Origin of the sequence: Pseudomonas grandcourensis (genome assembly GCF_039909015.1) — a bacterium.
Taxonomy (GTDB): Bacteria; Pseudomonadota; Gammaproteobacteria; order Pseudomonadales; family Pseudomonadaceae; genus Aquipseudomonas; species Aquipseudomonas grandcourensis.
Genome location: NZ_CP150919.1, coordinates 2,818,189 through 2,831,682 on the forward strand (window position 1 = coordinate 2,818,189; position 13,494 = coordinate 2,831,682).

The window sequence follows — 13,494 nt, forward strand, 5'->3', positions numbered from 1 at the left end:
CTTTCCAGGCTGCTTTGGATAGGCTGGCCGGGCTTGAAACCACGATCTGAAGAGGAGAAGGCGGGTTGCCAATCAACGAATACGCCACGGCGATCGAACTGCTGGACGAGTCCTATCGGCACTGGACCGGTGAACCCCTGCCAGCCCCGCAGTTGCTGACCGGGCCTGAACGCCTGCACTGGCTGCACGCCCACGCGCCTTACAGTCTGCTGGCCCACGGCACGGAGGACGACCCTCTGTTCTTCTACGCCAACGAACAGGCGCTGGCCTGCTTCAAGTACCCGCGCCCGGAGTTTCTGGGCATGCCGTCACGGTTCAGCGCCTCGCCACTGGACCGCGCCGTGCGCCAGACCCTGCTGGAACAAGTCACGGCCCATGGCATTGCCCACGGTTACAGTGGCTATCGGGTGGACCGGCAGGGTAATGCCTTCATGATTCATGAAGGCAAGGTGTGGACGCTCATTGATCAACAGGGTGTGCGAGTAGGGCAGGCGGCGTTGTTCTGGCCGGATGCAGAGCGGGTCGGGCAATTGGGGTGTTGAACCAAGTCCTTTAGCAACTAGCTGGCTGGCGAATATTGATGTCAGGCCGACCTGTCATCGGGTTGTGACTTGCCAGGCTCCGCTCTATCGGTGAACATACGCGCCATATAGGGGTAGGGGGTATAGGTATGTCGCACATTCACGAACATAAAGATGACTTGATCAAGCGGGTCAGACGGATTGCCGGGCAGGTGGAAGCGGTAGAGCGAGCGCTTGAGACCGATGCCGATTGCGCCAAGACCCTGCACCTGGTCGCGGCCATTCGGGGCGCGGTCAATGGTCTGCTGGAGCAATTCATCGACGCCCATGCCCGCGAGCACGTGGCCCATCCGGACTTGAGCGATGAGGATCGCGCCCAGGGCGTGGAAGACTTGTTGCTGGCCATCCGCCGTTATGCCAAATAGAGGCCTGAATTCCATGAAACAGACACCCCAGGCTTCGCGTTTTGCCCACGACCATGTGTTTCTCGGCGCATCCCATGATGAAAACGCCCGTCGCACCTTATGGGTGGTGGCGCTGACGTTCGTGATGATGATTGGTGAAATTGCTGCCGGTTACATCACTGGTTCCATGGCGCTGCTGGCCGATGGTTTTCACATGGCCACCCATGCCGGGGCCTTGGGCATCGCGGCGGCGGCCTATGGATTCGCACGGCGCAATGCCAACAACGCGCGCTACAGCTTCGGCACCGGCAAGGTCGGGGATCTCGCGGGTTTTGCCTCGGCCATGGTGCTGGGGCTGGTGGCGATCGGCATTGCCGGTGAATCCGTTTATCGCCTGTTTCAGCCGACGACCGTGGCATTCACCGAAGCGACGGTGATTGCGGTGGTCGGGTTGGCAGTGAACATCGCCAGTGCCTTTTTGCTGGCGGGCGACCACGGTCATCATGGCCACGATCACGGACACAGCCATGACCACGGCCATCATCACCATCACGACAACAACCTGCGCTCGGCCTATGTCCATGTGTTGGCCGACGCCTTGACCTCGGTGCTGGCGATTGCCGCATTGCTGGCCGGGCGCTATCTGGGATGGGTGTGGCTGGACCCGGTGATGGGCATTGTGGGCGCCATCGTGATCGCGAAATGGGCCGTTGGATTGATGCGTGACAGCGCTGCGGTGTTGCTCGATGTCACGGATGAGCACGTTGCCGATGAAATTCGTGAACTGCTGGAGTCATCGGACGATGTGCGCATCAGCGATCTGCATGTCTGGCAGGTCGGCCCCCAGGCGCGGGCCGCGATTGTCAGCGTTGTGGCCGCGGCCAATGTCAGTGCCGACACCATTCGCGAACGCCTGGCGCCGGTCCATGAACTGTCGCACCTGACCGTCGAGTACCGCACGGCTTGAGCGGCTTTCGCTCAATCACTGAATAACGGAATCCGTCCATTCGTGGATGGGCGGTATTGCCGTTTCAGTTGCTCCAGTGCCGGTCGCATCGCCAGAAATTGCTTGAGCGTGGCACCTGCAATGCTCATCGCCAGGCGCTGCCCCGGGCATTGATGACGCCCCGCACCGAAGGTGAAGCTGCGCCGGTTCGGGCGGTCGAGCAGGAAGGTGTCGGGGTTGTCGTTGAGCTGCGGGTCGCGATTGGCCGAGGCCAGCAGCACCAGGATCACGTCGGTGGCGTTCAGCCTCACCCCGTCAACCTCGCAGGGGGCGGCGACGAAACGGCGGGTGTTCTGTACCGGCGGGTCGAAGCGCTGCACTTCGGCCAGCAGGTCTTCGACAGAGGTTGATTCGCTGCGCAGCGACGAATGATGAATCAAGGCCAACACGGTGCTGCCGATCAGCCCGGCAGTGGCCTCGAAGGTCTGGGAGCACAGGCCGATCAGGTTGGCGATCAGGGTTTGCGGTGCGCCGCAGGCGAAGCGCTGGCCGATACCTGCCAGCAAAGGGCTGTGGTTGTGCGGATCGTCGAGCAATTCGATGAAGTAACCGCTCAAGTGTTCGGCGGCAGCGTTGGCGGCGGTCAATTGTGCCGCGTCGCTCAAGGGCGACAGGCAGGCGACGAAATCCGCCGTCAACTCGCTGATGGCGCGGCCCTGGGCCGGGGTGAACCCCAACAACGCCGCCACCACGCACACCGGTCCACGAAACATGGCGTTGTACAGGCCAGCGGCATCCGCAGTCATCAATCGGGCGTTGACCAGAGCTTCGACTTCCCGTGTATCGATCAACTCCAGCCCCGGCGCAATCGCCGACCGTGGACAATGCTGGCGTTCACCTTCATTCATGCGCATCAATTGGCCGAACACCTGGCCGGCCATGCCATCGGCAATCACCCTGGGGACTGGCTCCTGCGCGGGGCGAACGTGGCAATCGGGATGGGCCAGCACGGCGGCCACCGCCCGGGCGCTACTGGCCACCCACAGGTTCAGCACCGGATGAAAAGCCAGCCCGCCCTCGGCACGCAGTTGTGCGTAGTAGGGATAAGGATCGGCATGGGTCGCAGCGATGATCGGGTCCATGGGTCACAGCCTTTTGTTGTTGGAAAGTGTTGCTACTATCTCCAGTCCGAAAGGGCATTGATTCGTCCGGGAGCGAAATATGAGCGCAGAACAACACGACATCGGCGTCTCGCAGGTGGCGGCAGCCATCGCTGAGCCGGCGCGGACGAAAATCCTCTGTTCGCTGATGGACGGCCACGCCCGTACCAGTACCGAACTGGCGGCGGTGGCCGAAGTCAGCGCGTCGACCGCCAGTGCCCACCTGGCCAAACTCAAGGAGCTGGCGCTGGTGCGGCTGCACGTCCAGGGACGTCACCGCTATTACAGCCTGGCGGACAAACGCGTGGCCCAGGCCCTGGAGGCACTGATGGTGATCGGCCAGTACGCCGCGCCGGGCTTCCGTGCGCGGACCCCGGATCGCCTGCAATTTGCCCGCACCTGCTACGACCACATGGCCGGCACCCTGGCGGTGCTGATGCATGACCGGATGCTCGAAGCGGGCTGGCTTGAGGAAACCGACGAACAGGCCTATCGCTTGAGCGACAGCGGTACGGCAATGTTTCAAGGGCTCGGGATCGAGGTGCAGGACTTGAGCACCTTGCGCCGCCGCTTTGCCTGCCCGTGCCTGGACTGGAGCATGCGCCGGCCACATCTGGGCGGGTCGCTGGGGGCGGCGTTGCTGCAAACGGCGCTCAAGCGCAAGTGGGTGACCCAGGATCTGGACAGTCGGGCGTTGGCGTTGACGGCGTTGGGGCGCAGGGAGATGGCAGGGCGGTTCGGGGTTGAGTTGCCCATTGAGCGCGATGGCAAAAGATCGCAGCCTGCGGCAGCTCCTACGGGGGTTGGGCGGCGGCCATTGTAGGCGCCGCCGCAGGCTGCAATCTTTTCATTCGGCCATGAAAAAGCCCCCCATCGGTCACCCGATGGGGGGCTTTTGTGCGTCTGGTGTCAGGTCAAACCTTGACGATCCAGCCCGCTGGCGCTTCGATATCGCCGGTTTGCACGCCGGTCAGCTCTTTGTAGAGCTTCTGGGTGACCGGGCCGACTTCGGTTTCGCTGTGGAACACGTGCAGGTGGTCGTTGTAGTCGATGCCGCCGATTGGCGTGATCACCGCGGCAGTACCGCAAGCGCCGGCTTCCTTGAAGTCGGAGAGCTTGTCGATGAGCACGTCGCCTTCGATCACTTCCAGGCCCAGACGAGTCTTGGCCAGCTCGATCAGCGACAGACGGGTGATGCCCGGCAGTACCGATGGCGAGTTCGGGGTCACGAACTTGTTGTCGTGGGTGATCCCGAAGAAGTTGGCCGAACCGACTTCCTCGATCTTGGTGTGGGTCATCGGATCCAGGTAGATGGCGTCGGCGAAGTGGGCTTTCTTGGCCTTGGAGCCCGGCATCAGGCTGGCGGCGTAGTTGCCACCGACCTTGGCGGCACCGGTGCCTTGTGGCGCGGCGCGGTCGTAGCTGGAGATCTGGAAGTTGTGCGGGGTCAGGCCGCCCTTGAAGTAGGCGCCGACCGGAATGCAGAAGATCGAGAAGATGAACTCGGGGGCGGTACGCACGCCGATGTTGTCACCCACGCCGATCACGAACGGGCGCAGGTACAGCGCGCCGCCGGTGCCGTAAGGCGGGATGAAACGTTCGTTGGCGCGGACCACTTCCTTGCAGGCTTCAATGAACTGCTCGGTTTCCACCTGCGGCATCAGCAGGCGGGCGCAGCTGCGCTGCATGCGCAGGGCGTTCTGGTCCGGGCGGAACAGGTTGATCGAGCCGTCCTTGCAACGATAGGCCTTCATGCCTTCGAAGCATTGCTGGCCATAGTGAAGGGCTGTGGAGCCTTCGCTGATGTGCAGCACGTTATCTTCGGTCAGGGTGCCTTTGTCCCACTCGCCATTGCGAAAGTACGACAGATAGCGCTTGTCGGTCTTGATGTAGTCAAAACCCAGCTTGTCCCAATTGATGCTTTCGTTACCCATGACACCCTCTATCACTGAACAACCGTCGAAACGGTTCAAGGCTTCTGACGTTTTTTGGATGGGGACAACAATACTTCATTCTTGGGCTAAATCGCAGCCCAGACGATAGGGGGAGAAGCAGATTTATTAGCCTGCTTATTAAACTTCCCGGTTATTCGTCGAAAAGATCGCAGCCTGCGGCAGCTCCTACGGGATCGGCGGCTACCTGTAGGAGCTGCCGCAGGCTGCGATCTTTTGATCTTTACAGATGCAACGCATGCCCCAGCGCGCGCAAGGCGGCTTCCTGCACCGCCTCACCCAGGGTCGGGTGCGCATGGATGGTGCCGCCGATGTCTTCCAGCCGCGCGCCCATTTCCAGGCTTTGCGCGAACGCCGTGGACAACTCCGACACCCCAACGCCCACCGCCTGCCAGCCGACAATCACATGATTGTCCCGACGAGCGACCACGCGCACGAAGCCGCTTTTCGACTCCAGGGTCATCGCCCGGCCGTTGGCGGCGAACGGGAAGCTCGACACGATGCAGTCCAAACCTGCGGCGTTGGCCTCGTCCGGGGTCTTGCCGACCACCACCAGTTCCGGGTCGGTGAAGCACACGGCGGCGATGGCGGTCGGGTTGAACTCGCGGGATTTACCGCTGATCAGCTCGGCGACCATCTCGCCCTGGGCCATGGCCCGGTGCGCGAGCATCGGTTCGCCGCTCAGGTCGCCGATGGCATACACGTTGCGCATGCTGGTCTGGCAACGGTGGTCGATCTTGATCGACGAACCGTTCATGTCCAGGTTCAGCGCTTCGAGGTTCCAGCCCTGGGTGTTCGGCTTGCGACCGACGGCCACCAGCACCTGATCGGTTTCCAGGTTCAGGGTCGCGCCGTTCGGGGCCAGTACTTGCAGGCTATTTTCTTTTGAATCGAAGCCTTGCACGCTGTGCTTCAAGTAAAGCTTCACGCCGAGTTTTCTCAGTTCGTCGTGCACAGGCTGGGTCAGTTCGGCGTCGTAGGCCGGCAGGATGCGCTCCTGCGCTTCCACCACGCTGACCTCGGCGCCGAGCTTGCGATAGGCAATGCCCAGCTCCAGACCGATGTAACCGCCACCGACCACGATCAGTCGTTTCGGCACGGAGGTCGGCGCAAGCGCTTCGGTGGACGAAATGATCGGGCCGCCAATCGGCAACATCGGCAGGTTCACGCTTTTCGAACCGGTGGCCAGCACCAGGTGCTCGCACAGAATGCGCGTGTCGCCAACATCGATGGTTTTACCGTCAACCACCTTGGCCCAGCCTTGAACGACCTGGACCTTATTCTTTTTCAGCAGCGCCGCGACGCCGGTGGTCAGGCGATCGACGATGCCGTCTTTCCATTCGACGCTCTTGGTGATGTCCAGCGTCGGCGCGGAAACGCTGATGCCCAGGGGCGAAAGCTGATGGTGGTGCCGGGTCTGATGAAATTGCTCGGCGACGTGAATCAGTGCCTTGGACGGAATGCAGCCGATGTTCAGGCAGGTGCCGCCCAACGATTGGCCTTCCACCAGAATGGTCGGGATGCCCAACTGACCGGCACGGATCGCCGTCACATAACCGCCAGGGCCGCCGCCGATGATCAGCAGCGTGGTGTTCAGAGTTTGCATGACTTACTCCACAAACAGGGTGGCGGGTTGTTCGAGCAGACCACGAATGGCCTGGATGAATAGCGCCGCATCCATGCCGTCGACCACGCGGTGATCGAAGGAGCTGGAGAGGTTCATCATCTTGCGGATCACGATCTGGCCTTTGATCACCATCGGCCGTTCGACGATCTTGTTGACGCCGACAATTGCCACTTCCGGCAGGTTCAGCACCGGCGTGCTGACGATGCCGCCCAAGGCGCCAAGGCTGGTCAGGGTGATGCTCGAGCCGGACAGCTCGTCGCGGCTGGCCTTGCCATTGCGTGCGGCAGTGGCCAAACGGGAGATTTCGGCCGCGTTGTCCCACAGGCTGCGGGCTTCGGCATGACGCACCACCGGCACCATCAAACCGATGTCGGCCTGGGTGGCGATGCCGACATGCACTGCACCAAGGCGAGTGATGACCTGGGCTTCGTCGTCGTAACGGGCATTGATCTGCGGGAAGTCGCGCAGGGCGACAACCAGGGCGCGGACCAGGAACGGCAGCAAAGTCAGCTTGCCGCGAGTCGCGCCGTGTTTTTCGTTGAGGTGCGCGCGCAACTCTTCCACGGCGGTGACGTCGATTTCTTCGACGTAGCTGAAGTGGGCGGCGCGTTGGGTGGCGTCCTGCATGCGCTGGGCGATCTTGCGGCGCATGCCGATCACCGGGATCTGCTGTTCGTCGGTGCGCTGGGTGTAGCCGCTGCTGACCGTCGATGCATTCGACTGACCCTGGGCCAGGTAGACGTCGAGGTCTTCATGCAGCACACGACCGGCCGGGCCGCTGCCACGGACCAGACGCAACTGAATGCCCAGGTCCAGCGCATGCTTGCGTACGGCCGGGGAAGCCAAGGGGCGTTCATCGGCTGCGCGAGCGACCATCGGGCCCTGGCATACGGCAGCTTTCGGCGCTGGGGCGGCAACCGGTTTGCTTTCCACCACGGCTTCGACTTTCGGCGCTGCGACTGGCGCTTGTTTCACAGGTGCCGGTTGCGCCGACTCCTTAACGTTGCCCGCGCCTTCGACTTCAATGCTGATCAGTACACTGCCGACCGCCATGACTTCGCCCGGCTGGCCACCGAGGGCAATGACCTTGCCATGCACCGGCGACGGGATATCGACCATCGCTTTGTCGGTCATGACATCGGCCAGCACCTGATCTTCGACGACCATGTCGCCGACCTTGACGTGCCATACCGACAATTCAACTTCTGCAATGCCTTCACCAATGTCCGGCATTTTAATAACGTGCGTGCCCATTCAGACCTCCATGACCCGTTTCAACGCCGCGCCCACTCGGGACGGGCCTGGGAAATACGCCCACTCTTGCGCGTGCGGGTAGGGGGTGTCCCAACCGGTGACGCGTTCGATCGGCGCTTCCAGGTGGTGGAAGCAATGCTCTTGCACCAGCGACACCAGTTCGGCACCAAAGCCGCAGGTACGGGTGGCTTCGTGCACCACCACGCAACGGCCGGTCTTTTTCACCGATTTGACGATGGTTTCCAGGTCCAGCGGCCACAGGCTGCGCAGGTCGATGACTTCGGCATCAACGCCGCTTTCTTCAGCAGCGACTTGCGATACGTACACGGTGGTGCCGTAGGTCAGCACGGTGACGTCCTTGCCCGGACGGGTGATAGCAGCGACGTCCAGCGGCACGGTGTAGTAGCCATCCGGCACTTGCGCGGCGGGGTGCTTCGACCACGGGGTTACCGGGCGGTCGTGGTGGCCGTCGAACGGGCCGTTGTACAGGCGTTTCGGCTCGAGGAAGATCACCGGGTCATCGTTTTCGATGGAGGCGATCAACAGGCCCTTGGCGTCGTACGGGTTGGACGGCATCACCGTGCGCAAGCCGCAGACCTGGGTGAACATCGCCTCGATGCTCTGGCTGTGGGTCTGGCCGCCGTAGATGCCGCCGCCGCAAGGCATGCGCAGGGTCATCGGTGCGGTGAACTCGCCGGCCGAGCGGTAACGCAGGCGGGCGGCTTCGGAAATGATCTGGTCGGAGGCCGGGTAGACGTAGTCGGCGAACTGGATTTCAGCTACCGGACGCAGACCGTAGGCGCCCATGCCCACGGCGACACCGACGATGCCGCTTTCGGAGATCGGCGCGTCGAACACCCGGGAGGTGCCGTACTTGTTCTGCAGGCCTTCGGTGCAGCGGAACACGCCGCCGAAGTAGCCCACGTCCTGGCCGAAGACCACGACGTTGTCGTCACGTTCAAGCATCACATCCATGGCCGAGCGCAGGGCCTGGATCATGGTCATGGTGGTCGTGGTCATGGCGGTTTCCAGCTCGATATTGTTGTTGTGATCGTTCATGTCAGATCCCCAACTCTTGGCGCTGGCGCTTCAAGTGCTCCGGCATCTCTTTGTAGACGTCTTCGAACATGGTCGCGGCGCTCGGAATCTGGCCGCCGGCGAGGGTGCCGTACTGCTCGGCTTCTTTCTGTGCGGCGATCACTTGGGCTTCGAGTTCGGCGCTGACGGCGGCGTGCTCTTCTTCGGACCAGTGACCGGTCTTGATCAGGTGCTGCTTGAGGCGCGCAATCGGATCACCCAGCGGGAAGTGGCTCCAGTCATCGGCGGGACGGTATTTCGACGGATCATCAGAGGTCGAATGCGGGCCGGCGCGGTAGGTGACCCATTCGATCATGGTCGGGCCGAGGCCGCGGCGCGCACGTTCGGCGGCCCAGGCAGAGGCGGCGTAGACCGCGTAGAAATCGTTGCCGTCGACCCGCAGGGAGGCAATGCCGCAACCGACGCCGCGACCGGCGAAGGTGGTGGCTTCACCACCGGCAATCGCCTGGAAGGTGGAGATCGCCCACTGGTTGTTGACCACGTTGAGGATCACCGGCGCGCGGTACACGTGGGCGAAGGTCAGGGCGGTGTGGAAGTCCGACTCGGCGGTGGCGCCGTCGCCGATCCAGGCCGAGGCGATTTTGGTGTCGCCCTTGATCGCAGAGGCCATGCCCCAGCCCACACCCTGGATGAACTGGGTGGCGAGGTTGCCGGAGATGGTGAAGAAACCGGACTCCTTGACCGAGTACATGATCGGCAACTGACGTCCCTTGAGCGGATCGCGCTCGTTGGACAGCAGCTGGCAGATCAGGCCGACCAGCGGAACGTCGCGGGCCATCAGGATGCTTTGCTGGCGGTAGGTCGGGAAGCACATGTCGTCGATGTTCAGGGCCAGGGCCTGGGCACTGCCGATGGCTTCTTCGCCAAGGCTCTGCATGTAGAACGACATCTTTTTCTGACGCTGGGCAACCACCATGCGGTTGTCGTAGATGCGGGTCTTGAGCATGGCACGCATGCCCTTGCGCAGGATCTCGCTAGAGACGCCTTCGGCCCAGGGGCCGAGGGCGTTGCCCTGGTCGTCGAGCACGCGAATCAGTCCACGGGCCAGGTCAGCCGTGTCAGCCGGTTCAACGTCGATTTGGGGTTTGCGCACCGTGCCGGCATCGGTCAGATGCAGGTAGGAGAAGTCGGTTTTACAGCCGGGACGGCCCGAGGGTTCGGGGACGTGCAGGCGCAGCGGTTCATACGCTTGGGTCATGGCTTCTACGCTCGATCTTGTGAATTTCTTGTAGTGAGCTGACAGTTTTCCTTCGGTAGAAGAAATCTTGTCCTACAACAATCATAGGCCCGGCCAAGAAGAATATTTCTCTCTGTTTCGTTGCGCTAAAGATCATTTGCAGATAAAAAACCTGCATAAGCACAAAAAACAGGTGGTTTTGTCTCATGCGTAAACTTGACCGTACCGACATCGGCATTCTCAACAGCCTTCAAGAGAACGCACGCATCACCAACGCCGACCTGGCGCGTTCGGTGAACCTGTCGCCGACCCCGTGTTTCAACCGGGTCAAGGCCATGGAAGAACTGGGGGTGATTCGCGAGCAAGTGACGCTGCTCGATGCCGACCTGTTGGGGCTGCATGTGAACGTGTTCATTCACGTCAGCCTGGAGAAGCAGGTGGAGGAGGCGTTGCAGCATTTCGAAGAGGCGATTTCCGATCGCCCCGAAGTGATGGAGTGCTACCTGATGGCCGGCGACCCGGACTACCTGATCCGGGTGCTGGTGCCGACCATCCAGTCGCTGGAGCGTTTCATGATGGACTTTCTGACCAAAGTCCCGGGGGTGGCGAACATCCGTTCGAGCTTTGCGCTCAAGCAGGTTCGGTACAAGACTGCGCTGCCGTTGCCGGCCAATGGGTTGACGCTGGGTAATTGAAGGTCAAAGGATCGCCGCTTTAGAGCTTGTTGATCGGGATTTTCAGGTAGGTCACGCCGTTGTCCTCGGCCGGCGGCAAGCTCCCCGCCCGCACATTCACCTGGATCGCCGGCAGTAATAGTGTCGGCATCCCCAACCCGGCATCGCGTCGGGTGCGCATTTCCACGAAGGCGTTTTCGTCGATGCCGTCTCGTACGTGGATATTGCTTTTGCGCTGTTCACCGACGGTGGTCATGCATTGGGACGCGCGTCCCTCGGGCGGATAGTCGTGGCAGACGTAGAGGCGCACGCTGGCGGGAAAGGCCAGCAGTTTCTGGATCGAGGCGAACATCTGATTGGCATTGCCACCGGGGAAGTCACAACGGGCAGAGCCGACGTCGGGCATGAACATCGTATCGCCCACCAGAATCACATCTTCGTCGATCAGGTAAGCCATGTCCGCCGGGGTATGGCCGGGCACGTGCAGAGCGGTCGCCTTGAGGTTGCCGATCATGAACGATTCGTTGGGGGCGAACAGGTGATCGAACTGGGAGCCGTCGACGCGAAAGGATGGCTCGAGATTGAACAGCGCCTTGAACACGTCCTGGACCTTGCTGATCGACTCGCCAATGGCGATTTTGCCGCCAAGCACCCCGCGCAGGTACGGCGCGGCGGACAGGTGATCGGCGTGGGCGTGGGTTTCCAGCAGCCATTGCACTTGCAAGTGACGGGCGCGGACGAAGGCGATGATTTTATCGGCCTGGGCGGTCGCGGTACGCCCGGCGGCTGCGTCGTAGTCGAGCACCGGATCGACAATCGCACACTGCCCGCCATCGGCCTCGTAGACCACGTAGCTGTAGGTCGAGGAGGCGGGGTCGAGGAAAGCTTCAATCAGCGCGGGCATGGACACGAACCTGTGCAGGGGGAGAAAAGTCAGTCATGGGTTGCAACACTTTATGTTTAAACATAATGTTCGCAGCTTAAGTGACGTTGAAGGCATCCTGCAAATGCAATCCAGTCTGAACGAATGTGAAGTCGCCCAACTGCGCGCCTCGGCCTCCAAGGCCTGTGCGCTGCTCAAGGCCCTGGCCAATGAGGATCGCCTGTTGATCCTGTGCCAGTTGACCCAGGGCGAACGCAATGTAGGCGAACTGGAAAAAATGACCGGCGTGCGCCAACCGACCCTGTCCCAGCAATTGGGGATCCTGCGCGATGAAGGACTGGTCGCCACCCGTCGTGAAGGCAAGTACATTTTTTACGGTCTCGCCAGTCACGAAGTGATCCAGGTGATGAAAACCCTCTCCGGGCTTTATTGCGGGGCGGTGCTTAAAAGCTGGGTTCAACCCTGAATGCAAGCCAGCACACAAATCCAATGAGATTTCGCTTCGACTAGCCTCAATCCTTGCGTGCAGTAAAAGGAACAAGCAATGAACGATCAACACTGGGGCCCATCCATCAGTGCAGATATCGTGGTCATCGGCGGCGGCACCGCAGGCATAGGCCTTGTCGCCAGCCTGCTCAAGCGTAGCCCGCACCTGAACATCACCGTGATCGAACCCGACTCCCGGCACTACTATCAACCGGCCTGGACGCTGGTCGGCGGTGGTGCCTACAACGTGGAAAACACCGTGCGGCCTATGGCGTCGGTGATGCCGCGCGGCGCCCATTGGCTGCAGGCGGCCGTGACGGGCATCGATCCCGACAAGCGCCAACTCACCCTCGGTGACGCGCGTACGGTCGGCTATCAAAACCTGGTGGTCTGCCCTGGCCTGCGCCTGGCCTGGGAGAAAATCGAAGGCCTGGAGGACACCCTCGGCCAGCACGGCGTGACCTCCAATTACAGCTATCGCCACGCGACCTACACCTGGGATCAGGTGCAGAAACTGCGCGGCGGCAAGGTTTTGTTCACCCAGCCGGCCATGCCGATCAAATGTGCCGGCGCCCCACAAAAGGCGCTGTACCTGTCCTGCGATCACTGGCGCAAGGCCGGTGTGCTGAACAACATCGACGTCGAATTCAATCTGGCGGGCGCGGCGCTGTTCGGTGTGGCGACCTTTGTCCCGCCGCTGATGAAATACATCGAGAAGTACAAAGCCCGGCTGGCCTTCAACTCCAACCTGGTCAAGGTCGACGGCCCGGCGAAAACCGCATGGTTCGACGTCAGGGATGCCGATGGCAATGTCACCCGCCAGGCAAAGACCTTTGATCTGCTGCATGTCGTGCCGCCTCAGGTGGCCCCGGATTTCGTTGCCCGCAGTTCGCTGGCCGATGCCGCCGGCTGGTGCGAGGTCGACCCCCACAGCCTGCAGCATCCGCGTTATCCCGGCGTCTTCGCGCTGGGTGATATCTGCGGCACCACCAATGCAAAAACCGCCGCGGCGGTGCGCAAGCAGATCGTGGTGGTGGCCGAAAACCTGCTGGCCTTGCGCAAGCAACAGCCGCTGCCGCTGAAGTACGACGGTTATGGCTCATGTCCGCTGACGGTGGAGAAGGGCAAGGTGATCCTTGCCGAGTTCGGTTACGCGGGCAAGTTGCTGCCGACCTTTCCCCTTGACCCGACGACCCCGCGTCGCTCGGCGTGGTGGCTGAAGGCGACACTGCTACCGTGGTTCTACTGGAACGGTATGCTCAAGGGCCGCGAGTGGCTGACACGTGTGTCCAAGGTCGACTGAGAACTCCCT

Annotated in this window: 14 protein-coding genes; 7 read left to right on the top strand and 7 right to left on the bottom strand. The window is 61.7% G+C overall.

Annotated features, from left to right (window positions below; genetic code table 11):
* Positions 1-65 precede the first annotated feature (65 nt).
* The 3 genes from AABM52_RS12730 (at position 66) to dmeF (ending at position 1,892) form a co-directional block, all read left to right on the top strand.
* Complete coding sequence (locus AABM52_RS12730) at positions 66-542, top strand: MEKHLA domain-containing protein (protein ID WP_347912091.1); 477 nt, start codon at positions 66-68, stop codon at positions 540-542.
* Positions 543-670: 128 nt separating this feature from the next.
* The gene (locus AABM52_RS12735) at positions 671-946 is read left to right on the top strand and encodes a metal/formaldehyde-sensitive transcriptional repressor (protein ID WP_347912092.1); all 276 of its coding nucleotides are present in this window, start codon (positions 671-673) and stop codon (positions 944-946) included.
* 13 nt (positions 947-959) lie between these two features.
* The gene (dmeF, locus tag AABM52_RS12740) at positions 960-1,892 is read left to right on the top strand and encodes a CDF family Co(II)/Ni(II) efflux transporter DmeF (protein WP_347912093.1); all 933 of its coding nucleotides are present in this window, start codon (positions 960-962) and stop codon (positions 1,890-1,892) included.
* An 11-nt stretch (positions 1,893-1,903) separates the two neighbouring features.
* Here the strand turns inward: dmeF and AABM52_RS12745 are convergent, their stop codons facing one another.
* Positions 1,904-3,013: a cytochrome P450 gene (locus AABM52_RS12745; RefSeq protein WP_347912094.1), complete on the bottom strand. Its 1,110-nt coding sequence runs from the start codon at positions 3,011-3,013 to the stop codon at positions 1,904-1,906.
* A gap of 79 nt (positions 3,014-3,092) precedes the next feature.
* Here AABM52_RS12745 and AABM52_RS12750 point away from each other — a divergent pair, with 79 nt between their 5' ends.
* The gene (locus AABM52_RS12750; RefSeq protein ID WP_347912095.1) at positions 3,093-3,854 is read left to right on the top strand and encodes a metalloregulator ArsR/SmtB family transcription factor; all 762 of its coding nucleotides are present in this window, start codon (positions 3,093-3,095) and stop codon (positions 3,852-3,854) included.
* Positions 3,855-3,945: 91 nt separating this feature from the next.
* On the opposite strand, the gene AABM52_RS12755 is transcribed toward AABM52_RS12750, so the two are convergent.
* The 5 genes from AABM52_RS12755 to AABM52_RS12775 form a co-directional block, all read right to left on the bottom strand.
* Positions 3,946-4,965 carry a branched-chain amino acid aminotransferase gene (locus tag AABM52_RS12755; RefSeq protein WP_095057795.1) on the bottom strand — a complete coding sequence of 340 codons (1,020 nt, stop codon included), beginning with the start codon at positions 4,963-4,965 and terminating at the stop codon, positions 3,946-3,948.
* 241 nt (positions 4,966-5,206) lie between these two features.
* On the bottom strand, positions 5,207-6,589 hold the full coding sequence (gene lpdA / locus AABM52_RS12760; protein WP_347912096.1) for a dihydrolipoyl dehydrogenase: 1,383 nt from the start codon (positions 6,587-6,589) through the stop codon (positions 5,207-5,209).
* Between the two features lie 3 nt (positions 6,590-6,592).
* Positions 6,593-7,864: a dihydrolipoamide acetyltransferase family protein gene (locus tag AABM52_RS12765; protein ID WP_347912097.1), complete on the bottom strand. Its 1,272-nt coding sequence runs from the start codon at positions 7,862-7,864 to the stop codon at positions 6,593-6,595.
* Positions 7,865-8,923, bottom strand: a complete 1,059-nt coding sequence (locus tag AABM52_RS12770) for an alpha-ketoacid dehydrogenase subunit beta (protein ID WP_015095444.1) — start codon at positions 8,921-8,923, stop codon at positions 7,865-7,867.
* A gap of 1 nt (position 8,924) precedes the next feature.
* Positions 8,925-10,160 (bottom strand): 3-methyl-2-oxobutanoate dehydrogenase (2-methylpropanoyl-transferring) subunit alpha, encoded by a 1,236-nt coding sequence (locus AABM52_RS12775; RefSeq protein ID WP_347912099.1) that lies wholly within the window; start codon positions 10,158-10,160, stop codon positions 8,925-8,927.
* A 185-nt stretch (positions 10,161-10,345) separates the two neighbouring features.
* Between AABM52_RS12775 and bkdR the strand changes: the two genes are divergently transcribed.
* Positions 10,346-10,834, top strand: a complete 489-nt coding sequence (gene bkdR / locus AABM52_RS12780) for a Bkd operon transcriptional regulator BkdR (protein WP_007976593.1) — start codon at positions 10,346-10,348, stop codon at positions 10,832-10,834.
* Positions 10,835-10,853: 19 nt separating this feature from the next.
* On the opposite strand, the gene AABM52_RS12785 is transcribed toward bkdR, so the two are convergent.
* Positions 10,854-11,717, bottom strand: a complete 864-nt coding sequence (locus AABM52_RS12785) for an MBL fold metallo-hydrolase (RefSeq protein WP_347912101.1) — start codon at positions 11,715-11,717, stop codon at positions 10,854-10,856.
* 103 nt (positions 11,718-11,820) lie between these two features.
* Between AABM52_RS12785 and AABM52_RS12790 the strand changes: the two genes are divergently transcribed.
* Together AABM52_RS12790 and AABM52_RS12795 are read left to right on the top strand one after the other, a co-directional pair.
* Entirely contained in the window at positions 11,821-12,162 is a 342-nt protein-coding gene (locus tag AABM52_RS12790) for a helix-turn-helix transcriptional regulator (RefSeq protein WP_008052731.1), read from the top strand.
* 78 nt (positions 12,163-12,240) lie between these two features.
* Positions 12,241-13,485, top strand: coding sequence for an FAD/NAD(P)-binding oxidoreductase (locus tag AABM52_RS12795; protein WP_347912102.1), 1,245 nt, complete (start codon positions 12,241-12,243; stop codon positions 13,483-13,485).
* Positions 13,486-13,494: the final 9 nt, after the last annotated feature.